Origin of the sequence: Bacillus sp. FSL R7-0166 (genome assembly GCF_038008935.1) — a bacterium.
Classification (GTDB): domain Bacteria; phylum Bacillota; class Bacilli; order Bacillales; family Bacillaceae; genus Bacillus; species Bacillus altitudinis.
Map to the genome: position 1 here is coordinate 3321929 of NZ_JBBPAC010000001.1, position 24287 is coordinate 3346215.

The following is a 24287-nucleotide window of genomic DNA, read 5'->3' on the forward strand; positions in this document are numbered from 1 at the left end:
CTTTATATGGAGGGAACACAATGAACAAAACAAAAAACCGTTGGCTTATCGCTACAAGTGCTGTGGGGATTCATTTATCTATCGGATCTGTTTATGCATGGAGTGTTTTTACGAATCCTTTACATCAAACCTTTCAATGGTCATTAACAGAAATAAGCCTGACATTTAGCATCGCTATTTTATTTTTAGGTTTATCGGCTGCCTTTATGGGGCATTTCGTTGAAAAGTATGGGCCGAGGGCATCAGGGCTCTTCTCAGCTATTTTCTTCGGCATTGGGATGACTGGATCAGGGTTTGCTGTTCACATGTCTTCATTACCTCTCCTCTATTTATTTTATGGTGTACTCGCTGGAATCGGATTAGGTGTAGGCTATATTGCACCAGTTTCAACATTAGTCAAATGGTTTCCAGATCGAAGAGGACTCGCAACGGGTTTAGCCATTATGGGTTTTGGATTTGCTTCTCTTATTTGCAGTCCCATTATTCAATTTCTCATTGAAAAAGTTGATATTACAAATACCTTCTATATTCTCGGAATCTCTTATTTTATCATCATGGTCGTTTCATCTCTTTATTTATCACCACCAACACCTGATGATGTCAAACAATTTAACGTGCTAAAAACAAGCCAAAGGAAAATTCCTCAAGATTTATCACAGCTCACAGCAAATGAAGCCATTAAAACACGGCGTTTTTATTATTTGTGGGTCATGCTCTTTATTAATATCACATGCGGAATTGCCATTATTTCTGTAGCATCACCGCTTGCTCAAGAAAGTGTTGGTTTCACGGCCGGTGCAGCAGCTACTCTTGTTGGAATTTTAGGTGCCTTTAATGGGCTAGGACGGATCGGATGGGCATCTTTCTCTGATTATATTGGAAGGCCAAATACGTATACGATTTTCTTTACTATACAGCTCATTGCTTTTCCCTTACTTCCCTACTTAAAAGATCCGCTCATCTTTTCAATCGTGATGGCGATCATTTATACGTGCTACGGAGGAGGGTTTGCTTCAATTCCAGCCTATATCGGAGATTTATTTGGTACGAAGCAGCTAGGTGCCATACACGGTTATATTCTCACCGCTTGGGCCGCTGCTGGTTTAGCAGGACCTTTATTTTCCTCCTTTATTCGTGACATTACAGGCAATTACACACAAAGTCTCATGGTCTTCTCTGGCCTATTTTTCATTGCGTTTATCATATCTCTTCTCATTCGGAAGGATATTAAACAACTTCGTGAATCAAATCTTACTGCTCCTTCTTCTGTCACGGTCCGCTCTTAATATGAATTTGACAGAATGACAATCTACAGGTAATTTTTAGATATGAAAACGCTTTACAAAGTAATAGGAGGGTGACGATATCATGGGAAAAACAAAACACAAGGGGCCTATTAAACTCAACAAAAAACCCTCACCAAAGCTATGGGCCTCTTTTGCTCCTATGGGGCTTGGAAAAGTAAAACCGAAACACATTCGAGACACAATGAAAGTGGCATGGGAGAACAAAGATAACCTCCCCTATGCGTACCGTATATTGACTCAGGGCGTTTGTGACGGCTGTGCTCTTGGTGTATCAGGTTTATACGATCAAACACTAGCAGGACCCCATATATGCACAACAAGACTGAATGTGCTACGGCTTAACACAATGCCAGCTATTGATCCAAAATGGTTCGAAGATATTGAGCGGCTCAAACAAATGGATAGCACGTCCCTTCGAAAACTTGGGCGTATCCCTTATCCCCTGATTCGAAAAAAAGGTGAGAATGCCTTTACACGCATTTCTTGGGATGGTGCATTAGATCAAATCGCCGCTAAAATCAAATCGATTGATAAACGTCAGCTTGCTTTCTATTTAACGGCTAGAGGGATTACAAATGAAGTGTACTATACTGCGGCGAAAGCTGCGCGATATATTGGAACAAATCATATCGATAATGCTTCTCGTATTTGCCATTCACCAAGCAAAACAGCTCTTAAACGATCCCTTGGTATAGGTGCATCCAGCTGTAATTACAGTGATTGGATTGGAACAGATGTATTGATTTTTTGGGGCTCTGTTGCAGCAAACAACCAGCCGGTTTCCACTAAATATATGTACGCCGCTAAAAAGAAAGGAACCAAGATCATTGTCATCAATCCATATAAAGAGCCTGCAATGGAAAAATATTGGGTCCCTTCTATCCCAGAAAGTGCTTTATTCGGCACAAAAATAGCGGATGATTTTTATCAAGTCAATATAGGCGGCGATATTGCGTTTATGAATGGTGTCATCAAACATTGGTTTGAAATGGAAGAGCAAGCGCCTCATTCCGCTCTTGACCATGAATTTATCCAAGCGCATACAACCGGCATAAAAGATGTAAAGCAGCATGTCACTCAGTTAAAATGGTCGGATCTCGAAGCATCGTCAGGCTTATCTAAAGAAAGAATGAAGGAATTCGCTGTACTTCTTTCCAATGCCAATTCAGGCGTGTTTATTTGGAGTATGGGTCTCACTCAGCATCGTTTTGCAACTGATAATATATCACAAGTCGCAAACCTTGCCATGTTACGCGGGTTTATTGGCAGAAAACATTGTGGCGTTATGCCTATTCGTGGCCATAGCGGTGTCCAAGGTTCAGGCGAAATGGGTGCCGATCCATTCGTATTGCCCGGCAGTGATTTTGATGAAGAGAATATTAAAAGAATCGAGAAGATATGGGGATTTGATATTCCAAAATGGCATGGTGACACGATTGGGCAATCATTTGAAAAAATGGCTCTTCCAAAAGAACACCCGCAAAAGCTGAAGATGCTGTTTACTAGCGGTGGAAACTTTTTAGAAACGATGCCTAATCCTGAAGCGATTGAAAAAGCACTATCCGAGCTTGAACTCCGTGTCCATCAAGATATTATTTTGAACACCTCTACACTGGTAGAAGCAGAAGAGACTGTGATTGTTCTGCCTGCAATGACAAGATATGAACAGCCAGGCGGCGGTACATCAACCAGTACGGAACGCATGGTGTATTTCAGTCCGGAAATTGAAGGGCCACGCATTGAAGAAGCCAGAGCTGAATGGGACATTTATATTGACCTAGCAAAAAGGGTTCGTCCAGAAGATGCGAAGCTGATTCATTTTGACCATGCTGAAGACATTCGTCGTGAGATTGCCATCGCAAATCGGAACTATGATGGGATCCAGCATTTGCGTCATAAAGGGGATGTCTTTCAATGGGGTGGCGCATGGCTTTGCGAAGATGGGGTGTGTCCAACACCGGATGGAAAAGGACACCTGCTCCCAGCACAGCTGCCCCAATATCGAAAAACTGAGGGGCATTTCAATATCACGACAAGACGAGGCAAGCAATTCAACTCTATGATTTACAGTGAAAAGGATGCCTTTAATGGCGGAAAGCGGCATTCTATCTTGATGAATGAAGAAGATGCGAAAGAGCTTTACGTCCAAGAAGGCGATCCTGTTGTCCTTTTCAATCAATATGGATCCTACCAAGGAGTTGCTCAATTCGGAGAGCTGAAACGTGGAAATATTGCAGTTTATTGGCCTGAAGGAAACGTGTTAATACCAAAAGGAGTTTACGAAAGCTATTCCCAGATTCCAGAATACAATACCACCGCGATATTAGAAAAAGCCGAAACCTTTCATGCAAGAAAAGATCAGCACTACGTGGAGAAACGGATTGATGAATTAGAAACGACTTTAAATTGATCCTTTATGAAAAAACAGCTGGGGGTTTCTCCCCAGCTGTCTATTCACATCTTATTGACCAAAAGAGTTCGCTTCTTTTTGAAGAATATGATTTAATTCTTCTGCATTTGCTGCTGGTTGATATTGTCCACCACCAGCTTTGGCAACAGATTTTAGACTTTTTGCTTCTTTTTCATTTACATCGAAGCCAATGATATTGACGATTGTGTCAATACCTTCTTCATGTAATTGCTTCGCTGCTTGTGATGGGCTTCCGCCACATGTTTCCTCACCATCGCTGACAACATATACAATATTTTTTCCTTCAGCTTGGTGATCTTCAAAATCTTGTTTCGTATCAGTTAATGCTTTGGCAAGTGGTGTCCAGCCTGTTGGACCATACACATTCAGCGCTTGTTGAAAGGCTGCTTGCTCATATGTTCCAAATCCATAAACTGCTTCGGAACTTGCACAAGAAACGGCTTTTCCTGCATTTTTATTCGTTCCTTCATGACCAAAAACACGAAGCAAGACTTGTGTATCTTCTGATAAAATACTTGCGAAACTTTGGATCGAGCGTTTTGCGATATCAATTTTCTTTTCGCCTTCAACTGATTGTGCCATGCTTCCGCTTAAATCAAGTAAAATCACCACGTGAGCAGGCTCCTTTTTCGTTACAGCATGAGCTGGTGAAGAAAGAAGCAGAACAAGACTCGCTAAAATGGTTAATATAATATTTCTTTTCATTAAAAAATCTCCCTTTTTTTCATTTGTACAGAAAAAGAGAAACGAAAGCATCAATCAATCGTTTCCCTTTTCTTCAGCAAGTTATTCGTGTAGTTTTAATGATTCTGCTGTAAGGATAGAACCCATTTCTTTCCCAGTGCTTGCTTGGTAGTAATGACCTTTACCAGCTTTAGCTACTTGCATCAATTGACCTTCATAGCCATCGTTAAAGTCTAATCCAATCACATTGACTACAGTAGATCCCTTTGAGTTATGAAGCTCTTTCGCTACTTTCACTGGATCTCCACCACAAGTTTCTTCACCATCAGTAATTAAGTACACAATGTGTTTTGTTCCTTTATGAAGCTGCTTATCTGCTTGCTTTGCACTTTCAAGAGCACGTGCAATCGGTGTCCAGCCATTTGGTCCAAGACCGTTTAGAGAGTTTTCGAAACTATCCTTTTCATAAGGCTGAACGCCATAAACGCCTCTAATGACTTCACATGATTGAGCTTTACCTGAGTTTTTGTTGTTTCCTTCAGACCCAAACAAACTCATACGGATTTTAGCATCTTTCGGAAGAGACTGAGCAAATTTAAATACCTCTTGTTTTGCTAAATCGAATTTGCGCTCTCCATCCACTTTTCTTGCCATACTTCCACTTGCATCAAGTAAGATGGTCACTCTTACATCTTTCTTATGTTTTTTGGCTGATGCTGCTTCTGCAAATACTGGTGAAGAGATTGACATTGATAATGTCAATACAGCTAAGGTTACGAGTGTAAATACTTTTTTCAACATGCTTTTCCTTCCTCCTTATGTATTTGATTGAAACATCTTAATCGTAAAATATTCTGTCTTGGAATGGTATAGGACTCGATCCCTTTTTCTCTTTCATCAAAATCACTAAAATTCTGTCAGATGTCTAGATATATTCACCTAAAGACTCTTTTGTCACCCTCGTTTTCTCATTCTTTCGAGGGGCTTTGTATCGGCCATCGGTTCTTGTCGGGATGTAAATGTTTAAGATTTCCTGAGGTGCGTCTTAAGTCGCAATTTGTCACATTCTGTTCAAACCTCTTCACACATAAAAAAAGATGCCCCCATTTTGAGGCACCTTTGCTTTTATTTCTTAGCCATATATGTGTTCAGAAAGCGATCAGCTGATTCAATTTTTATCCCTTGATAATAATGTTTCACGATCGCCTCTACTTTTTTACCTGACTGTGCCATATAATGTGCACCATACTGACTCATGCCCACACCATGGCCATACCCTTTTGTCGTAATCACGATTTGCTGACCCTTTCGTTCCCATGTAAAGTCCGCAGAGTGCAATCCTAGTGATTCGCGAATGTCTCTACCCGACAATGTTTTTCCGTTAATGACGGCTTTGGCTACTTGATTGCCTGGTGTACGTTCTACAATTTCTCCCACCTGCTGCTGGCCAAGGGTCACACCCAGTTTTTGCTGAAATTCGCTCACTGTGATGGTTTTCTTGTTTTGGAATTTGGGTGATTTTTCGTCCCATTTACTTGAGACGCTTTTCAAATAAGGGATTTCATTTTTCCAATAAGCTTCTGCATTTTCGGTTTTCCCATTACTTGTTGAAAAGAAGGAAGCATCAATTGGTTTTTCGTCATACGTCAGTACTTTCCCTTGTGTACTGGCGACAGCTTCTGTGACCTTTTTTAATTTCCAATTGTACGCTTTTCCCCAAATTTTCTTCAGTTCCTGTTTATTTTTGTACACTTGGAACATTTGAGTGTCATCTACAAGAGAACCTTGTGGAGATTTGACGGTTTTATCAATGATCATTTGTCTGACGATATACGTTCTAGCGGCGAGTGCCTGTGCCTTGAGCGCCTCAATTTCAAAATCGGCTGGCATTTCAGAAGCGACGACACCGATCACATACTCTTCTAAGGGGATGTTTTCTACCTGCTGATGCGCTGAACGGTAGACGGGAATGGAGACGGGTGATTGTTTCAATTTGACTGAACCTTTCACTTCTTTTTTAACTGATGGTTCTGCTGCTACGTGTTGGCTGGCTGCTGGTTTTCCTTGGAACGTTGGCAACACGAGTAAGGTTGGAATCATTAAAATGATGATGCAAATTCCTGCGATTGTCCATATCATTGGTTTCATATTGGCTGCCCCCATTTGTCATTGAATCTCTTTTATCCTATGGGCAAGGACAAGCTAATATGACAGCTTCTTTCATTCATTGGACAAGTCTTCTGCTGATATGTTTGTGCTCTTCTTCATTTGATTTACTGTTCGTCTTTATGAATAAAATTTAAAACGATTGGATACACTAATGATAAGCTTTTGAAAATGCAACCAGTCTATGATTCTAAAAAAAATCAGCATGCCCAAATGGACACACTGATTTCTTTTATGATTATGCGTTTAGATCTGATACAACTTGTTCTTGTGTCACATCTGCTGATTCATCATTTACTCTTTCAATGTCTGCACCGATTGCTGCTAGTTTTTGGTGGAAGTTCACATATCCACGGTCAATATGCTTCAATTCAGTGACACGTGTATGACCTTCTGCCACTAATCCAGCAAGTACAAGTGCTGCTCCTGCTCTTAAATCAGTCGCTGCCACTTCAGCACCTTGAAGTTGAACAGGTCCATTGATTATCACAGAGCGACCCTCAATTTTAATATCGCCATTCATGCGGCGGAATTCTTCAGCATGCATAAAACGATTTTCAAACACAGTTTCTGTGATCATGCTTGTTCCGTTCGCACGAAGCAATAGCGCCATCATCTGAGATTGCATATCCGTTGGGAAACCAGGATGCGGCATTGTTTTTAGATCGATTGGCTTGAGCTCAGATGGTCCAATGACTCTTAAACCTTCTTCTTCTTCAATGATCTGAATACCCATTTCTTCCATTTTCGCCACAAGTGAAGTCATGTGCTCAGGCACAGCGCCTTTTACAAGAACATTTCCTTCAGTAATGGCTGCTGCCACCATAAACGTACCAGCTTCAATTCGGTCAGGGATGATGTTGTGTTTTGCACCGTGAAGTGTTTCTACACCTTCGATTTTGATTGTACCAGTTCCAGCACCGCGAACCTTACCGCCCATGGCATTGATATAGTTTGCCAAATCAACAATTTCAGGTTCTTTTGCTACGTTTTCTAAAATCGTCGTTCCTTCAGCCAATGCTGCTGCCATGATGATGTTTTCAGTTGCCCCTACACTTGGGAAATCCAAATAGATTTTTGCACCTTTTAAACGGCCATTTACTTCAGCCTCGATGAAACCATTACCTACTTGAATTTTAGCTCCCATTGCTTCAAAGCCTTTTAAATGCTGATCAATTGGTCTTGAACCAATCGCACAACCACCAGGTAATGCAACTCTTGCATGACCTGTTCTAGCTAAAAGTGGTCCCATGACGAGCACAGATGCTCTCATTTTACGGACATACTCAAACGGAGCCTCAGTTTCTAGTGCATGAGATGCATCTACTGATACTTCGTTATTTTCAAAATGTACTTCTGCTCCTAAATGACGTAACACTTCATTGATTGTATATACATCGGAGAGCGTAGGTACATCACAAATTACGCTTTTTTCTGTACTTGCTAACAAAGATGCAGCGATAACTGGTAAAACGGCATTTTTTGCGCCTTCTACTTTAACTGTGCCGTTTAACTTTTGACCGCCGCGGACGATGATTTTTTCCAAGGTCTTCCCCTCCGCGTCCCAAATTCTCTATATTAATATTCAGTCGTTACGATTGGTGTGCCAACCGTAATCGTATGATTTTCGTTCATTTCCGAACTTCTGATGGCAATTTGAACATTCATTTTATCATTTGAAGTCATAATGAACTGTTCCCACTTCTCTGTGTAAGCGGAAAGCGACACAAAATTAGACTCAACGAGATACTCAACTGGTTTTGCTTGAAATTCATTTGCTATCATTTCAGCTTTTTTTTGCAAAACAACATCCATCATACCATTTACATGACCATCGAGACAAGTAAAAATCACAAATTTTTCTTGTAATATGCTTTTTGCATGACGTACGAACTGATCATATGTATGCTCCCAGGTATTCAGTGGGCGAGCACCTTTTTGCTCATATAATAAATACGACTTTTGGTTTGATTTTGTGTCGGTCTTCACGAGTAAAATTTTCGATAATGTATCATTTTTTTCATCTTTGTAAATTCCTGTGACTTTGGTGACATGTTTCTCTTTTTTTTCGGTCCACTCATACTGTCGTAGTTCGTCTTTCAAACGTTTCACTTTTTTTGAAAATTGTTCGGATGAAATGTTTATATTTGTTTTGGCATGAAGCGTCCATCCACTTACTTCGATTTGCTGGTTTTTCATACCTTCTGCTATTTGGGCGAGCGTCGATGTTTCTTCTGCCCGAACACCTTGAATCATCAGAACAAAAAAAAGAATAAATGCAAATAATGGCCAACCTTTTAAATACTTTCTCACTTGTCATTCCCCCTTGCTACAAGTGTTGCCGCAAGGAGATCAATGCATACGTGGAAAAGTCATCAAAGGCCATATTTTTGACACTTCTTTTTACGTTCCCGCAGAAGGCAGTGACCAAACCTTTTATGTTAAAACATATAAGGGATTTGTCTGGAGAAATTTAAATAATCAAGGAAGAAATTGCTGACTGCCGATGCAATAGCAATCGTGAGCAGCATCATGAGCAATCTAGCTTGAATAATTTTTCCTTTTTTAATCAGTGGATCGATATTCACCGCAAGCAATGCCCACCACGTAATGGCGATAAAAAATAGGTGGATCACAATACTGACAATTGCTTGTTGTCCTACGTCTTCCATACACTTGAATCCTCCTTTTATTGATTTCTGTAAAGGAAAACTCCCTTTCATTATATCCTCCAAAATCGGAAAGATGAATCATTTGGAAAAAAGAGCTACATTTAGAGTGAATCCCCTCTTATTCTGATGCGAAGGAGATGATATACTGCGGTGGAAGGAGCTGATCATATTTGAAAGATTCTTTTCCTGACTTTGTTGATTTGTACGGAGAACTGGTTCCCTCATTTGAACATGAATGGGAAGCCATTGCTTTCTACTTTGATTATAGACAGACACAGCTAGAAGAATTAGCACAATTGTGTCATTTTCATAACATTTCTTTGGATTACTCAGAGGAAAGCCTTTATCAGTTAGAGTCATTATACTTCGATGCCTTCCGTCAGCAGCTTTTTGCTGAGTGGAAAATGCCTATTGATGCATTGGAAGCGATGTTGAGTGTGTACATGGGAGAGGTTGTCATCAAGCATCATTCAGATGCTGATTGGGTCGTGCGGCCTTATATGGACTCTTCGCATCAATATACCCTTGGCTTGCGCCGAAACAATAAAACGTGGCATAGTACGCATTTTTGCGAGCATTTATATCTTGAAAAGCAAGCATCTCATCCGTATGTGTCGATGTATCAGTCTCTCATGTAATCCTTAAAAAAATCCTTCTTATCGCAATGATAAGAAGGATTTTCTGTTTTATTTCCCTGCTACATTTAAACGGTTTAATGCCCGTTTTAATGCGAGTTCCGCCCTGCGTACATCACTTTCATTCGGGTGGTTCAAATGCTCTTCAGCACGCTGTTTCGCTGACTTTGCACGATCGACATCAACTTTGTCTGATGTTTCAGCAGCCTGAGCAAGAATGGTTACTTTTTCGGGGCGAACTTCAACAAATCCACCGCTTACTGCAACCAATTCAGTTGATCCACTATGTTTTAAGCGAACTGCACCGATTTTTAGCGGAGCAACCATTGGAACGTGGCCAGCTAAAATTCCAAGCTCACCGCTTTCTGCTCTTACACTGACCATTTCCACATCCGCTTCATACACTGGGCCGTCGGGAGTAACGATATTGACTTGAACGGTCTTCATGCTTTTACCCTCCTAAGGACCAGATTAGGCCTCTACACCCATCTCTTTGGCTTTTTCAACCACTTCTTCAATGCGACCGACTAAGCGGAATGCATCTTCTGGAAGGTGATCGTATTTACCAGATAAGATTTCCTTGAAGCCTTTAACAGTTTCTTGCAATGGCACATAAGAACCTTTTTGACCAGTAAACTGTTCTGCTACGTGGAAGTTTTGAGATAGGAAGAATTGAACACGACGAGCTCTGTGTACCACAAGCTTATCGTCCTCAGATAATTCATCCATACCTAAAATGGCAATGATATCTTGCAATTCTTTATAACGTTGCAATGTTTGCTGAACTTCACGCGCGATCGCATAATGCTCTTCGCCAACAATCTCAGGTGCAAGGGCACGAGATGTTGAAGCAAGTGGATCTACCGCTGGGTAAATCCCCATCTCTGTCAACTTACGCTCAAGGTTTGTCGTTGCATCAAGGTGAGCGAACGTTGTAGCTGGAGCTGGATCTGTATAGTCATCCGCAGGTACATAGATCGCTTGAATCGATGTAACCGATCCTACGTTTGTAGACGTGATACGCTCTTGAAGCTGACCCATTTCTGTTGCAAGAGTTGGCTGATAACCTACCGCTGAAGGCATACGTCCAAGAAGGGCTGATACTTCAGAACCTGCTTGTGTAAAACGATAGATGTTATCGATGAAGAACAATACGTCTTGACCTTGTTCATCACGGAAATGCTCTGCCATTGTCAAACCAGTTAGAGCTACACGCATACGTGCACCTGGTGGCTCGTTCATTTGGCCGAAGACCATCGCTGTTTTTTCGATAACGCCAGAATCTTTCATTTCGTAGTAAAGGTCATTTCCTTCACGTGTACGCTCTCCAACACCAGCGAATACAGAAATACCGCCGTGTTCTTGTGCGATGTTGTTGATCAATTCTTGAATCAGAACGGTTTTACCAACACCGGCTCCACCGAATAGACCGATCTTTCCACCTTTGATGTAAGGAGCAAGAAGGTCAACAACTTTGATACCTGTTTCAAGAATTTCAACTTCTGTAGAAAGTTGATCAAAAGAAGGCGCTTGTCTGTGGATTGGGTCTCTTTGCGCTTCCACACCAAGTGGCTCATCTAAGTCAATGTTATCTCCCAGTACGTTGAATACACGTCCAAGTGTTACGTTACCAACTGGTACTGAAATTGGTTTTCCAAGGTCTACAGCTTCCATACCGCGCTTCACACCGTCTGTTGATGCCATTGCGATGGTTCTCACTGTATCATCACCTAAATGTAGTGCTACTTCTAAAGTTAAGTCGATATCAACTTCACTTTCGCTTTCCGCTTTATGCGAAACTTTGATCGCATTATAAATCTCAGGCAAGTGACCGTCTTCAAAACGAACGTCTACGACTGGTCCCATGATCTGACTGATGCGTCCTGTTTTCATTGCATTCCCTCCTGACAATTATTTCTATTCTAAGGCAGCTGCTCCGCCGACAATTTCTGTAATCTCTTGTGTAATCGCTGCTTGACGAGCACGGTTGTAAGAGAGTGTCAGGCTGTCGATCAATTCTTTTGCGTTGTCTGTTGCACTCTTCATTGCTGTCATCCTTGCAGCATGTTCACTTGCTTTGCTGTCAAGAAGCGCACCGAAAATCAAACTCTCTGCATATTGAGGAAGGAGAACTTCAAGAATTTCTTCTTCAGAAGGCTCAAACTCATAAGATGCGGAACGTTTATTTGGTGTCGCTGCGGCCGAAAGGTCCGTTAGCGGCAATAATTTTTTCTCTGTTACTTCTTGTGAAATGGCACTGACGAAATGGTTATAGAACATGTAAAGCTCATCAAACGCTTCATCAGAGAACATTTGCACTGTACTGCTTGCTAATTCTTTAATATCAGCAAACGCTACTTCGTCTCCAAGCCCTGTTACTTCAGAAATAACTGGAATACCACGCTTTTTGAAGAAGTCGCGTCCGATTTTACCAATCACAATCACCGCATATTCATCAGCAGATTGATGACGAGATTGAATGGCTTGGTAAGCGGCACGTAAAATCGAGCTGTTAAAAGGTCCTGCAAGTCCTCGATCAGATGTAATGACGAGATACCCTGTTTTCTTAACAGGTCTTGAAAGAAGCATTGGGTGCTTAGCACTTGTTCCAGTTGCGATTGCCGCAACGACTTCTTGGATTTTCTCCATGTATGGAACAAAGGACTTCGCATTATTTTCAGCACGATTCAGTTTCGCAGCTGATACCATTTGCATCGCTTTTGTGATCTGACTCGATTTTTTTGTTGACGTGATCCTTGACTTAATATCGCGTAATGAGGCCAAAGATTTCACCACCTTTTTTCAGGAATCCGTGTTCATTTACGTGAAAAGAGAGAAAAAGAGAATCTTTTTCTCTCGGAAAGATTACTAATTAGTTGCTTGGTGCAAACGTACGTTTAAAGCCTTCGATCGCTGTTTTCCACTCTTCATCAGCAGGCATGTTTCCTGTTTGAGAGATTGTGTCAAACAAGTCTTTATGGTTTTCTTCAATGTACATGAATAACTCAGCTTCAAAGCGTTTGACATCAGCAATCGCTACATCATCTAAGTATCCTCTTGTCAGTGCATAAAGAATCGCTACTTGTTTTTCAACTTTCAGCGGTTTGTTCAAGTCTTGTTTTAAGACCTCAACTGTTCTAGCACCACGGTTTAATTTGGCTTGAGTCGCTTGGTCTAGATCAGATCCAAACTGAGCGAATGCTTCAAGCTCACGATAAGAAGCAAGATCCAGACGAAGTGTACCTGCTACCTTTTTCATCGCTTTGATTTGTGCAGAACCACCTACACGAGATACAGACAATCCTGCGTTTACCGCTGGACGTACGCCTGAGAAGAAGAGATCAGATTGTAAGAAGATCTGTCCATCTGTGATTGAGATAACGTTTGTTGGGATATATGCAGAGATATCACCAGCTTGCGTTTCTACGAAAGGCAATGCTGTGATAGAACCGCCACCCTTTTCATCACTAAGCTTCGCTGCACGCTCTAATAAACGAGAGTGAAGATAGAAAACATCACCAGGGAATGCTTCACGGCCTGGAGGACGACGAAGCAATAATGAAAGCTCACGGTAAGCTGCCGCTTGTTTAGAAAGGTCATCATACACAACAAGCACATGCTTGCCGTTATACATGAATTCCTCACCCATCGTTACACCTGCATAAGGAGCAAGGTAAAGAAGTGGAGCTGGCTGTGATGCAGAAGCTGTGACAACGATTGTGTAGTCAAGCGCACCATGCTTACGAAGTGTTTCAACAACACCACGAACAGTTGATTCTTTTTGTCCGATCGCTACATAGATACAGATCATGTCTTGATCTTTTTGGTTAAGGATCGTATCGATTGCAACAGATGTTTTACCTGTTTGACGATCCCCAATGATCAATTCACGCTGTCCGCGTCCGATTGGAATCAAGGCATCAATTGCTTTAATTCCCGTTTGAAGCGGCTCATGTACCGATTTACGATCCATAACGCCTGGTGCTTCACTTTCGATTGGACGTGTTTTGCTTGTTAAAATTGGACCTAGTCCATCAACAGGCTGACCAAGTGGGTTCACAATACGTCCGATTAACTCTTCTCCTACTGGAACCTCCATGATACGACCTGTACGTTTTACGTCGTCACCTTCACGGATATCTTTGTAAGGTCCTAAGATTACGATACCTACGTTAGACTCCTCAAGGTTTTGAGCCATACCCATTACACCGTTAGAGAACTCAACAAGCTCTCCTGCCATAATGTTGTCAAGGCCATGTACACGCGCGATACCGTCCCCTACTTGAATGACTGTACCGACATCTTTTACTTCAATTTCAGATTGATAGTTTTGGATTTGCTGCTTTATCAGCGCGCTAATCTCTTCAGCTTTGATACTCACTAAGGTTTCACCCCTTCTAACGATTTTCGCCTGCAAGCTGACGTTCAATGCGGGAAAGCTTTCCGCTGACACTGCCGTCATAAATGCGGTTTCCGATACGGATTTTCACTCCGCCTATTAGATCCTTGTCAATCACGTTTTCAACACGCAGTGATGTGACTCCGGCTTTTTTGGCAAATACTTCAGATAAAGATTGAATTTCAGCTCCGCTGAGCGGTTTAACTGAATACACGATCGCATCGTCTATTTGTTTCGTACGGTTTGCAAGTTTCACAAACTCAGACGCCATTTCAGGAAAAATATTCGTGCGCCCGCGGTCAATCAGTAAATACATTGTGTGCAAAACATATGTCGAAACACCTTTGAAAGCTTCTGCAATCAGATGTTTCTTTTTGTCTGCCGTAATCTTCGGATGAACAAGAAAGTCATTTAATTCTTGGTCAGCCTTCAGAACTTTTTTGATCTCATTCAGCTCTTTTTCAGTTTCGTCTACTGCCGAAGAAGCAAGAACGATGTCAAAAAGAGCAGAAGCGTAACGCTTAGAGACAATAGTCACGCTCATCGGCTTTCGCCTGCCTCTTTAAGATACTCTTGAATCAATTTCTCTTGTGCCTGCTCATCAAGTTCTTTTTCAATCACTTTAGAAGCAATTAATACAGATAGTGATGCAACTTGCTCACGCAGTGCAGCCACAGCTTGTTCTTTTTCTTTCACGATTTCAGTTCTAGCAGACTCTTTCAAGCGCTCTGATTCTTGACGCGCTGCTTGAATGATATCTTCTTTTTGTTTCTCACCAATCTTTTTCGCATTTTCGATGAGTGTATGTGATTCTTCGCGTGCTTCTTTTAATAAGACACGTTGTTCTTCAAGAAGCTTTTCAGCTTGAACGTGCTTTTCTTCAGCACTTGAAATTTCATTTCCTATATAATCTTCACGCTGTTTCATAATCCCTAATAAAGGCTTAAGCGCAAATTTCTTTAAAAGTGCAAGCAGGATGAGCATAGCGATCAGCTGGAATATGATATCTCCGGTGTTTAGACCTGCTCCTAAAACTACTGGTAACTGAGACATTTAGTACGGCAACTCCCTTCTTTAAATAATATGTTAAGAAACAAAACATAAAGGAATGGCGAAGTTTCGAACTAATCTGATCTTCGCCATTAAAATTCATATTAGAACGCTTCTCACATATTAACCAAAGAATGCCAAGAATGCGATAACGACAGCGATAATTGGAAGTGCCTCAACTAAAGCTACCCCGATGAACATAAGTGTTCTTAGTTCTCTACCAGCCTCTGGCTGACGAGCGATTCCTTCAACTGTTTTAGATACGATTAGACCGTTACCAATACCTGCTCCTAGTGCTCCTAAACCGATTGCAATTGCTGCTGCTATTAAATTCATTAAAAAGCTCCTCCTTTAAAATAACGTCCATTTTGGACTCTCAATTTTTTAGTGTTCGTCGCTGACTTTATGGGAGATATACACCATTGTCAGCATGGTGAAGATAAATGCCTGGATGGTTCCGACAAACAAACTGAATGCCTGCCATACAATCATCGGCACGATGGCACCTAATGTACCAATGATACCTAGTGCAAGGTTTTGCGAATAGAAATTAGTCGCAAGTCCTGCAAGTAAACCAAGAAGAATCTCTCCAGCGAAAATATTTCCATAAAGACGCAAACCAAGTGTTAATGTGTTTGCAAATTCTTCAATAATTTTCAGCGGTACTAAGAGTGGGATTGGTCTAAAGTAGTCTTTTGTATATTCCTTGACTCCTTTTGCTTTAACACCATAGTAGTGTGTCAATCCCATGACCATAACCGCTAGTGTCATTGTGATTGCAGGATCAGCAGTTGGTGATTTCCACCATAAGTTGTGATCGACCGTAATCGAGAATGGCAGTCCAAGCATGTTTGAAACAAATATGTACATGAGTAATGTAACGCCAAGCGCTAGAAATGGGGCTCCTGTTTTCATGTCCATCGAACTACCTATGATATTTCGAACAAAATCAACAATCCATTCCATGAAGTTCTGCGCCTTTGTCGGACGAATAGCCAGAACACGAGTAGTCAGCACCGCTATGAGAAGAACGATGATACTAGCAATCGTAATCATGAGAACATTGGATAAGTTGAACGTTAACCCTAAAAATTCTGTAGTTTTTGAACTGTGACCCAAAGAGTATTCACCTCTCTTCCATAGTAGAACGTTTAAGTTGAATGAAGGAATCTATCATAATGACAGGATATATTGTCATTAATCCTATAACAACACCTGCCAGATGAACTTCGTTAGGGTAACGCCAAGCAATCGCTACTGCGAGAATTGCGTTGGCCCACCTGGCTGTACTTCCCATTGAACGAATAGATTTTCCTTTTTTAACTGCTCGATCAAAAGCATGCATTCTCCGAATAAGCAGGAATAAATTAAAGAAAGCAAAAATTGTGCCGATAATGAAACCAAGAAACAGTGGTTTAAAACCAGGCATGGCATAGCCAAACACAAAAATTGCCAATAAATAGAACATATATTTACTCTGTCTGCGGAAAATGACGTTTGGATCGTTCATTCATCTGACTCCCGATGAAAAATATTGTAAAAAAGGTGATAAATGGTGATGAAAACTGCGTAGAAGACGCTTATAATAAGCCGTCCTGTTTGAAAAAAATCAATCACCCATCGGTCTAATTGTGCAATCAGACTTGAAATCTTTAGATCTATGGGATTCTGCTTCATTCGCTGATACAAACCCTGATTATTAAAGGGTTCACAATGAGGATTAGTAGAGTGCTATAGGCTATGAAAACCTTACCATAATACCCTCGTTTAGCATACAATAGCGTCTATGATGTGTCAATCCGTTGAAAGTTAAAAAACTTTTCTATAATGAGAGAGCACACAAAATGTTCACAATTTCATCAAACTTTAGGAGAGTTGTGACATTCATGCAAAAAAACTGCTAATGTTCAGTATACATTGATTTTTCTAAGAACGATATCAACCGTTTGTCATATTTTTCAAAAAAGCCCACATGCACGTTTGCATGTGGGCTTTTCATGAATCATTCTTATTTTGTTCCATACATACGGTCACCAGCATCACCAAGACCTGGGATGATGTAACCTTTTTCGTTTAACTTCTCATCTAATGCCGCAATGTAGATATCAACATCTGGATGATGTTTTTGCATTTCTTCTACACCTTCTGGCGCAGCAATCAGACACATGAAGCGGATGTTTTTCGCACCGCGTTTTTTCAAACTGTTTAATGCTTCTACTGCTGATCCGCCCGTTGCAAGCATTGGGTCTACTACGATAAATTCACGCTCTTCCACATCAGATGGAAGCTTCACATAATATTCAACAGGCTTTAATGTCTTCGGATCACGGTATAAACCGACATGTCCCACTTTGGCAGCTGGAATGAGTTTCAAAATCCCGTCTACCATTCCAAGACCTGCTCTTAAAATCGGCACAACTCCGAGTTTTTTACCTGAGATCACGTTTGATTTAGCGACTTGTACAGGTGTTTCTACATCTACCTCTTCAAGCGGTAAGTCTCTTGTGATTTCAAATGCCATTAATGTTGCGACTTCATCCACTAGCTCTCTAAATTCTTTTGTTCCTGTATGAACGTCACGAATATATGTAAGTTTGTGCTGAATAAGCGGGTGATCAAATACATAAACCTTTGCCATTGCTTGCTACAACTCCTTTTCTGTCATCTTCCGGTGAACTTTGCACACTTCCTACAATTCTACATAAAAAGACATCATCTTTCAATATGATTCGCAAATCCTACAAAAAAAACCCACATGCCAAAAATAGGCAAATGGGTCTGCATCTTAATAATCTAATTCTTGATATAGAGGGAAACGAGCTGTCAGATCAGATACACGCTTTTTCGCCTCTTCTAATTTCGCTTCATCTTCATGATGTTTCAGCGCAAGCGCAATGATGGAACCGACTTCTTTCATCGCTTCTTGATCGAAGCCACGGCTTGTCACTGCTGCTGTACCTACACGTACACCACTTGTAACAAATGGTTTCTCTGGATCATAAGGAATCGCATTTTTGTTCACTGTGATACCAATTTCATCAAGAACGTTTTCTGCAATTTTTCCTGTAATGCCAAGAGAGCGCAAGTCGATGAGAACAAGATGGTTATCTGTTCCACCAGATACAAGCTGAATATCCTCAGATAAAAGTGTTTCAGCTAGTTGTTTTGCGTTATCAATCACGTTTTGTGCATATGTTTTGAAATCTCCGTTCAATACTTCACCGAAAGAAACAGCTTTTGCAGAGATCACATGCATGAGTGGTCCACCTTGAATACCAGGGAAGATCGATTTGTCGATCTTTTTACCAAACTCTTCACGGCATAGAATCATTCCGCCGCGAGGTCCGCGCAATGTTTTGTGAGTTGTCGTTGTCACAAAATCAGCGTAAGGAACTGGATTTGGATGAAGACCTGCTGCAACAAGACCCGCGATGTGAGCCATGTCCACCATAAAGTAAGCACCGACTTCATCGGCAATTTCACGGAACTTTTTGAAATCAATTTGACGTGGGTAAGCACTTGCACCCGCTACGATTAGTTTCGGCTTATGCTCACGTGCTTTTTCAAGTACATCTTGGTAGTCGATATGTTGTGTTTCTTTATCTACACCGTATTCTACAAAGTTGTACTGTACGCCGCTAAAGTTTACAGGGCTTCCATGTGTTAAATGCCCGCCATGTGATAAGTTCATGCCTAGCACTGTATCGCCATGCTCAAGGATTGTAAAGTATACGGCCATATTCGCTTGAGCTCCTGAGTGAGGCTGTACGTTCACATACTCAGCGCCAAAAATTTCTTTTGCGCGGTCACGTGCGATATCTTCTACAACGTCTACATGTTCACAGCCGCCATAGTAGCGTTTACCAGGGTAACCTTCTGCATATTTGTTTGTTAAGACAGAGCCCTGCGCTTCCATGACTGCTTCGCTTACGAAGTTTTCTGATGCAATTAATTCGATTTTGTCCTGCTGGCGTTTCCGCTCTAGTTGAATTGCTTTGAATACTTGTGCGTCTTGCTCAGGTAAATGTTTCATCAGCGAAATCCTCTCCAATCTATTTCCATTCGATGTTTTCACCATCTCATTGTACACGGTTTTTGAGTAAAATGTAAAAGTTTTTTTTGGAAAATCGACTTCTTTTTTATGAAAACCCGAATATTCAAAGGGTGAAACGTCTTCATCATTCAACATTATATTAGAAATATATCCGAACTATGATCTTGTATAAACGGCTCGTTCTCCGCCAATCAGCTTTGGACGAGTTTTTGCAAACGTCACATGTGCTTGTCCTAATTGATGACGGCTGAGACGGACCGGTACGGCTACCCGTTTTAAGTGCATGCCGATGAATGTATCACCGATATCAATCCCTGCATGTGCTGAAATGGATTCAACCAGCACAGGGTGTTCCATTTGCTGATACGCATGAGCCGCCATAGAACCACCCGCCTTACGGACAGGTACTGCCGCTACAATCTCTAAGTTAAGCCGGTACGCCACCTCTTCTTCCACAACGAGGGCACGATTCAAATGCTCGCAGCATTGGAAGGCCAATTCAATTCCTGTCTCGCGTCTCAGTTGATCGAGCTCTTGATAAATAGCTTCAGCAATTTGCTCACTTCCCGCTGTCCCAATGTGCTCGCCAGCCACTTCTGACGTACTGCAGCCAATCACTAAAATGTGGCCAGCTCGCAGTTCAACTGTTTGATGAAACTCTTTTAACATTTCAAGCCAATCTTGACCAATGTTCATGTTAAGCGCTCCTTACAGGTGCTTTTCTTCGTAATCAGCGATTTTACCAATCCGTACAGCATGACGTCCTGCAGTAAATTCTGTTGTCAGCCAAATGTGAGCAATCTCTCTTGCCAATCCTGGTCCAATGACTCGTTCTCCCATCGCAAGAACATTTGTATCGTTATGTTCTCTCGTCGCCTTTGCACTGAATGTATCATGCGCCAGTGCACAGCGGATGCCTTTCACTTTGTTTGCTGAAATGCTCATACCGATACCTGTCCCGCAAATCAAAATGCCACGATCGACTTCTCCGTTTGCTACCATATTGGCTACAGGAAAAGCATAGTCTGGGTAGTCTACAGAACCTGATCCACATTCACAACCCATATCAATGTATTCAATCTTTAATTCATCCATTAGTTGTTTGATTTCTTCACGAATATTCGTTCCGCCGTGATCGGATGCAATGGCTACTTTCATCGGGCAATTCCTCCTAAGGGTGAGTTGATCTGTCATGTCTTACATTCATTCTTTATTTACAGTTATATTTTAACCTCTGCCTAGTCATTTGCAAACAAAAGCAGAAAAACCGTTTGCGCAACGGTTTTACAGGTTGTCCATTTATGAGGATTTGTGATCCTGTTTAAGCTTTTTAGCAAGTTGATACAATAGCGTTTCTAGTTCATCTCGTGTCTCCTGATAAATGGAGAGACTCCCTCCAAATGGATCCGACACGTCACCTTCTGATCCTGTCGCAAATTCTTTTAGAGTGAAGACCTTGTCTTTCACATGAGCGTATTGCTCTACAATCAACTGCTTATGCTGAATCGTCATGGTAAAGACATAATCTGCTTCATGAAGAAGTTCTTCTGTTAGTTTAGACGATGAGTGATTCAGTGGAATGCTTTTCTCAAATAATGCTTCGACTGCTTGAGGAGAAGCCTTCCCTGCATCAGAGGCGAAGATGCCCGCTGATTTTACAGTGACCTGTAAGCCTTTTTCATCTGCAATGGAGGAAAAAAGGGCTTGAGCCATCGGACTTCTGCAAGTATTTCCCGTACAAACAAATAAGATATTCATCTTTCGACCTCCTTTTCTTCTATTATATAGCATTTCATTCTACATGTTATGTAAGGAGACTGGCTAGAGCGGAAATAATAATTTGATTCCAAAGGCTAGTAAAATAAACCCGCCAAGCGCACCGCTATATGAACCTACCCATGACCGAACCTGTTTACCGAGTAATAATCCAAGCCATGTGAGCATCATACTAAAAAAGCCAAACAATAAAATGGTCATCAACACCCGAGAACCGTAAATCCCCAGGCTTAAGCCAACGGAAAAACTATCTAAACTCACACTTGTTGCAAAAAGAACGAGACCGGCCCCAACAGGTGCGATAAATGGCTTATCTTCTTTTCGGATAGAAGCGATGATCATTTGAAGACCCAGCACCAAAAGCAGCGCCCCGCCAATATAGGTTGCTAGGAGCCCAAGCCAGCCAGATAAAAGCTGACCTGTCAGCATGCCAAAAAGAGGCATAAACATATGAAATATCCCAATGACAAGTCCAATATAAAGGATCTGGCGGAATCTCAGCTGAATCATCCCCATGCCGAGTCCAACCGAAAAGGCATCCATTCCAAGTGCAAAAGCCATGATACTGAGTGTCAGCAATTCGCCAGCTAGTTCATTCATGTAAATCCCCCTTGGACACGCATTCTCCTTTAACCTATGTTTGTCCAAGAGAGGTTAGAACTATTTGAACGAAGAGAGGGTACGCCCTCCTGCCGCTTTTTGCAGACGGTTCATGATCGCAGAACCAACTCCCTGCTCTGAGAAGGCTTCTGAAATGATCAAGTCTACATCCGTTTCATCAAATTGTCTCAGCACACGATATAAGTTTGCCGCAACCGTTTCAGGCTTTTCTCTCCATCCACAGCTAAAGATAACATCTGCCGCAAACCATTCCTTCTTTTCTTCTGTCGTCAGCACACCTACTTTTAGCCCTTCAGCTCGGTACTTCTGAATGTGCAGCTGCATGTCTTCATCACTTCCATGAAATATATACATTTGTGCTTCAGGTGCATAATGTGTGTATTTCATTCCCGGCGATACAGGCGCCTCATCCTTTTTCGTCAGCCCTGGATCTATGTTGACTGTTCCTACGACCTCTTCTAACGCTTCTTTTGTAATACCGCCCGGCCTTAAGATCACTGGAATCTCGTCTATACAGGATACAACCGTTGACTCCACACCAATACCTGTTGAACCACCATCGACAATGCCAGCAATTTTCCCATCAAGATCACTCGCAACATGATCCGCAAGTGTCGGCGACGGTTTTCCCGAACGGTTGGCACTTGGCGCGGCAATTGGCAGACCAGCTGCTCGGATGAGTTCAAGCGCAACAGGATGATTAGGCATTCTTACGCCTACTGTAGATAAATCTGCCGTCACCTGCTTTGATAATGTGCCCGGCTTACAAGGTAGAACAATGGTGAGAGCGCCTGGCCAAAAGGCATCCATCAGCGCTGTTACTTTTTCATTTTCTATTTGCGCAAATTCATGAAGCTGTTGAACGTCCGCAATGTGAACAATCAACGGATTATCACTTGGGCGTCCTTTCGCTTCATAAATTTTTTTCACAGCCTCTGTCTCTTTTGCATTTGCCCCTAGTCCATAAACCGTTTCTGTCGGAAAAGCGACCACTTCATTTTTCCGCAACAACAGAGCTGCTTGTTCAATTTGTGGATAGTATGTGGATAAATCCTTTTTTAAATCCACAGACCACCTTTTTGTATTTAACATCATACAAACTCCTTTTAAAAAAGATAAAACTGTTGATATATCTCAATTATCCTTTTGAAAGTATAAAAGATGATGCTAAATAAAACAAGCGTTGTCCACAATTTGTGGATAACGCTTGTTTTAAAGTGGATAAGTATGTGAATAAGTCCGGTGTTTTGTGATTAACTAGCTGTTTTTTGCAGCACAACCGCCTGCTCTTTTCCCAACGACTCTTTAGCATGCGCAGATACCCACACACTTTCTGGGATTTCCTCTAGAGGCGTAAAGCCCATCAGCGCTAAAAAATCATGCGAGGAGGAGTGATTGGCTACAACATAAAAGGTGTCCACACCTTGTTTTTCCCCTAGCGTTTGAACACTTTGGAACAAAGAAACGATATGCCCTTGGCCGAGTTTATCTGATATCACAAGTGATCTTAGCAATCCTTCTTGTTCATTTAGTCGTTCAAGACCTAAACAGCCTGCAAGCTCACCGTCTGCATCTTCCATGACCACAAATGACGTACGCTCTGCAATCGTCACCCCGCCTTTTGCTTGGCCTTTTTCAAGAAAAGCATTAATGGCCGGGGCATCTTCTTCTGTCGCTATTCTTAATTGATAATACATGCTTTCACCTCTTTTTGTTCTCTTACTTCAACTCTATGAGGCAAAAGCAGATTTAGACCTTTTTTAAGAGAAAAGACTAGAGACCCATTCGAACAGAAAGAATTTCACTTCACCCGTCTCTTCTTCTTTTACCACTTCATTGACAGATTCATTTGATGGCTCTGCGGCTACCTGCTCTTTATCATCTCCTTCTGGTGAGGCGATCGCTTCTCCGTTTGAAAAATCGATAAAGCAGAGCGGTGGGAATAACACACACCACCAATTGGCTCCGTCTCCTTCCCCTAACGTAATCAAAATGGCTTCATATTTCCCAGCAGGATAAACAAAGTTGCCATATAGCTTTGTTGGAAATGAGGCTTTTTGAAAGCTGACCGATACGGATTGATCAATGTGTTGTTCCTTTAATTTTGCTTTGGCAATACGATTGATGTCTGGAAGCTTTGAACGAATCACACGTCTAGCTTCTTCAATGGATGTGAGGTCTTTCACCCACTCCGTTATATTGGCATTGACCTCATCTCGAATACTTCGTTTCACATCTTGATCTGCCGACCGGTCACTGTTGGCTAAAATGCGTAAACGAATGGCTTCATCTGGAATCACAACAGGCTGATTGGCAGAAGCAGCCGCCGTCTCCTCTTTTCCAAGGTTTGCAAAAGCACCACATAATAATAGAAACATATAAAGACAAATCATCATTTTACTTTTGAACATAATGTGTTCCCCCCACTTTTTCTCTTCGCTACAAACATTGTGTCCAGGAAACGCATCTCATAAACAGCAAAAATGATTTTT

At 41.6% G+C, this 24287-nt stretch carries 27 protein-coding genes; 3 read left to right on the plus strand and 24 right to left on the minus strand.

The genetic code is table 11. The features are described from left to right. Positions 1 to 20: 20 nt before the first annotated feature. Positions 21 to 1286: an L-lactate MFS transporter gene (locus NST01_RS17260; protein WP_017360032.1), complete on the plus strand. Its 1266-nt coding sequence runs from the start codon at positions 21 to 23 to the stop codon at positions 1284 to 1286. An 82-nt stretch (positions 1287 to 1368) separates the two neighbouring features. Then, on the plus strand, positions 1369 to 3717 hold the full coding sequence (locus NST01_RS17265; protein WP_046344660.1) for an FdhF/YdeP family oxidoreductase: 2349 nt from the start codon (positions 1369 to 1371) through the stop codon (positions 3715 to 3717). A gap of 51 nt (positions 3718 to 3768) precedes the next feature. Here the strand turns inward: NST01_RS17265 and NST01_RS17270 are convergent, their stop codons facing one another. From NST01_RS17270 to NST01_RS17295, 6 genes are all read right to left on the minus strand, one after another. Then, a complete protein-coding gene (locus tag NST01_RS17270) occupies positions 3769 to 4443 on the minus strand; it encodes a VWA domain-containing protein (protein ID WP_026050166.1) in 675 nt (224 codons plus the stop codon). Positions 4444 to 4524: 81 nt separating this feature from the next. Further along, positions 4525 to 5223 carry a VWA domain-containing protein gene (locus NST01_RS17275; RefSeq protein ID WP_080934067.1) on the minus strand — a complete coding sequence of 233 codons (699 nt, stop codon included), beginning with the start codon at positions 5221 to 5223 and terminating at the stop codon, positions 4525 to 4527. A gap of 324 nt (positions 5224 to 5547) precedes the next feature. After that, positions 5548 to 6570, minus strand: coding sequence for a stage II sporulation protein D (gene spoIID, locus NST01_RS17280; RefSeq protein ID WP_008343381.1), 1023 nt, complete (start codon positions 6568 to 6570; stop codon positions 5548 to 5550). A 256-nt stretch (positions 6571 to 6826) separates the two neighbouring features. Beyond that, the gene (murA, locus tag NST01_RS17285; RefSeq protein ID WP_007497616.1) at positions 6827 to 8134 is read right to left on the minus strand and encodes a UDP-N-acetylglucosamine 1-carboxyvinyltransferase; all 1308 of its coding nucleotides are present in this window, start codon (positions 8132 to 8134) and stop codon (positions 6827 to 6829) included. Between the two features lie 32 nt (positions 8135 to 8166). After that, complete coding sequence (locus NST01_RS17290) at positions 8167 to 8901, minus strand: YwmB family TATA-box binding protein (protein WP_048001103.1); 735 nt, start codon at positions 8899 to 8901, stop codon at positions 8167 to 8169. A 128-nt stretch (positions 8902 to 9029) separates the two neighbouring features. Further along, positions 9030 to 9260, minus strand: coding sequence for a DUF1146 family protein (locus NST01_RS17295; protein WP_008343389.1), 231 nt, complete (start codon positions 9258 to 9260; stop codon positions 9030 to 9032). Between the two features lie 170 nt (positions 9261 to 9430). Between NST01_RS17295 and NST01_RS17300 the strand changes: the two genes are divergently transcribed. Then, the gene (locus NST01_RS17300) at positions 9431 to 9898 is read left to right on the plus strand and encodes a hypothetical protein (protein WP_008343391.1); all 468 of its coding nucleotides are present in this window, start codon (positions 9431 to 9433) and stop codon (positions 9896 to 9898) included. 48 nt (positions 9899 to 9946) lie between these two features. On the opposite strand, the gene NST01_RS17305 is transcribed toward NST01_RS17300, so the two are convergent. From NST01_RS17305 to spoIIR, 18 genes are all read right to left on the minus strand, one after another. Beyond that, positions 9947 to 10342 (minus strand): F0F1 ATP synthase subunit epsilon, encoded by a 396-nt coding sequence (locus tag NST01_RS17305; RefSeq protein ID WP_008343393.1) that lies wholly within the window; start codon positions 10340 to 10342, stop codon positions 9947 to 9949. Between the two features lie 24 nt (positions 10343 to 10366). After that, on the minus strand, positions 10367 to 11788 hold the full coding sequence (gene atpD, locus NST01_RS17310) for a F0F1 ATP synthase subunit beta (RefSeq protein WP_008343395.1): 1422 nt from the start codon (positions 11786 to 11788) through the stop codon (positions 10367 to 10369). 24 nt (positions 11789 to 11812) lie between these two features. After that, on the minus strand, positions 11813 to 12679 hold the full coding sequence (locus NST01_RS17315) for a F0F1 ATP synthase subunit gamma (RefSeq protein ID WP_007497628.1): 867 nt from the start codon (positions 12677 to 12679) through the stop codon (positions 11813 to 11815). An 88-nt stretch (positions 12680 to 12767) separates the two neighbouring features. Next, positions 12768 to 14276 carry a F0F1 ATP synthase subunit alpha gene (gene atpA, locus NST01_RS17320; protein ID WP_035389793.1) on the minus strand — a complete coding sequence of 503 codons (1509 nt, stop codon included), beginning with the start codon at positions 14274 to 14276 and terminating at the stop codon, positions 12768 to 12770. Between the two features lie 16 nt (positions 14277 to 14292). Further along, positions 14293 to 14838: a F0F1 ATP synthase subunit delta gene (locus NST01_RS17325; RefSeq protein WP_007497632.1), complete on the minus strand. Its 546-nt coding sequence runs from the start codon at positions 14836 to 14838 to the stop codon at positions 14293 to 14295. Further along, positions 14835 to 15347, minus strand: coding sequence for a F0F1 ATP synthase subunit B (gene atpF, locus NST01_RS17330; protein ID WP_007497634.1), 513 nt, complete (start codon positions 15345 to 15347; stop codon positions 14835 to 14837). Before atpF ends, NST01_RS17325 begins: the two co-directional genes overlap by 4 nt. A gap of 120 nt (positions 15348 to 15467) precedes the next feature. After that, the gene (gene atpE / locus NST01_RS17335; RefSeq protein ID WP_003214968.1) at positions 15468 to 15680 is read right to left on the minus strand and encodes a F0F1 ATP synthase subunit C; all 213 of its coding nucleotides are present in this window, start codon (positions 15678 to 15680) and stop codon (positions 15468 to 15470) included. Between the two features lie 48 nt (positions 15681 to 15728). Next, entirely contained in the window at positions 15729 to 16463 is a 735-nt protein-coding gene (gene atpB / locus NST01_RS17340; RefSeq protein ID WP_007497637.1) for a F0F1 ATP synthase subunit A, read from the minus strand. A gap of 7 nt (positions 16464 to 16470) precedes the next feature. Beyond that, the gene (locus tag NST01_RS17345) at positions 16471 to 16854 is read right to left on the minus strand and encodes an ATP synthase subunit I (RefSeq protein ID WP_007497639.1); all 384 of its coding nucleotides are present in this window, start codon (positions 16852 to 16854) and stop codon (positions 16471 to 16473) included. A 498-nt stretch (positions 16855 to 17352) separates the two neighbouring features. Then, positions 17353 to 17982, minus strand: coding sequence for a uracil phosphoribosyltransferase (upp, locus tag NST01_RS17350; protein ID WP_003214553.1), 630 nt, complete (start codon positions 17980 to 17982; stop codon positions 17353 to 17355). 147 nt (positions 17983 to 18129) lie between these two features. Then, positions 18130 to 19377: a serine hydroxymethyltransferase gene (gene glyA / locus NST01_RS17355; protein WP_024718755.1), complete on the minus strand. Its 1248-nt coding sequence runs from the start codon at positions 19375 to 19377 to the stop codon at positions 18130 to 18132. A 177-nt stretch (positions 19378 to 19554) separates the two neighbouring features. Further along, positions 19555 to 20094 carry a TIGR01440 family protein gene (locus NST01_RS17360; protein ID WP_007497644.1) on the minus strand — a complete coding sequence of 180 codons (540 nt, stop codon included), beginning with the start codon at positions 20092 to 20094 and terminating at the stop codon, positions 19555 to 19557. A 12-nt stretch (positions 20095 to 20106) separates the two neighbouring features. Continuing rightward, the gene (gene rpiB, locus NST01_RS17365; RefSeq protein WP_003214714.1) at positions 20107 to 20556 is read right to left on the minus strand and encodes a ribose 5-phosphate isomerase B; all 450 of its coding nucleotides are present in this window, start codon (positions 20554 to 20556) and stop codon (positions 20107 to 20109) included. Between the two features lie 141 nt (positions 20557 to 20697). After that, positions 20698 to 21156, minus strand: coding sequence for a low molecular weight protein arginine phosphatase (locus tag NST01_RS17370; protein ID WP_017360042.1), 459 nt, complete (start codon positions 21154 to 21156; stop codon positions 20698 to 20700). A gap of 63 nt (positions 21157 to 21219) precedes the next feature. Next, entirely contained in the window at positions 21220 to 21774 is a 555-nt protein-coding gene (locus NST01_RS17375; protein ID WP_052320298.1) for a manganese efflux pump MntP, read from the minus strand. A 60-nt stretch (positions 21775 to 21834) separates the two neighbouring features. Next, complete coding sequence (locus tag NST01_RS17380; protein ID WP_249476696.1) at positions 21835 to 22887, minus strand: L-threonylcarbamoyladenylate synthase; 1053 nt, start codon at positions 22885 to 22887, stop codon at positions 21835 to 21837. A gap of 161 nt (positions 22888 to 23048) precedes the next feature. Beyond that, positions 23049 to 23492, minus strand: a complete 444-nt coding sequence (locus tag NST01_RS17385) for a GNAT family N-acetyltransferase (RefSeq protein ID WP_210552237.1) — start codon at positions 23490 to 23492, stop codon at positions 23049 to 23051. 63 nt (positions 23493 to 23555) lie between these two features. Then, positions 23556 to 24206 carry a stage II sporulation protein R gene (spoIIR, locus tag NST01_RS17390; protein ID WP_007497652.1) on the minus strand — a complete coding sequence of 217 codons (651 nt, stop codon included), beginning with the start codon at positions 24204 to 24206 and terminating at the stop codon, positions 23556 to 23558. Between the last annotated feature and the right edge of the window lie 81 nt (positions 24207 to 24287).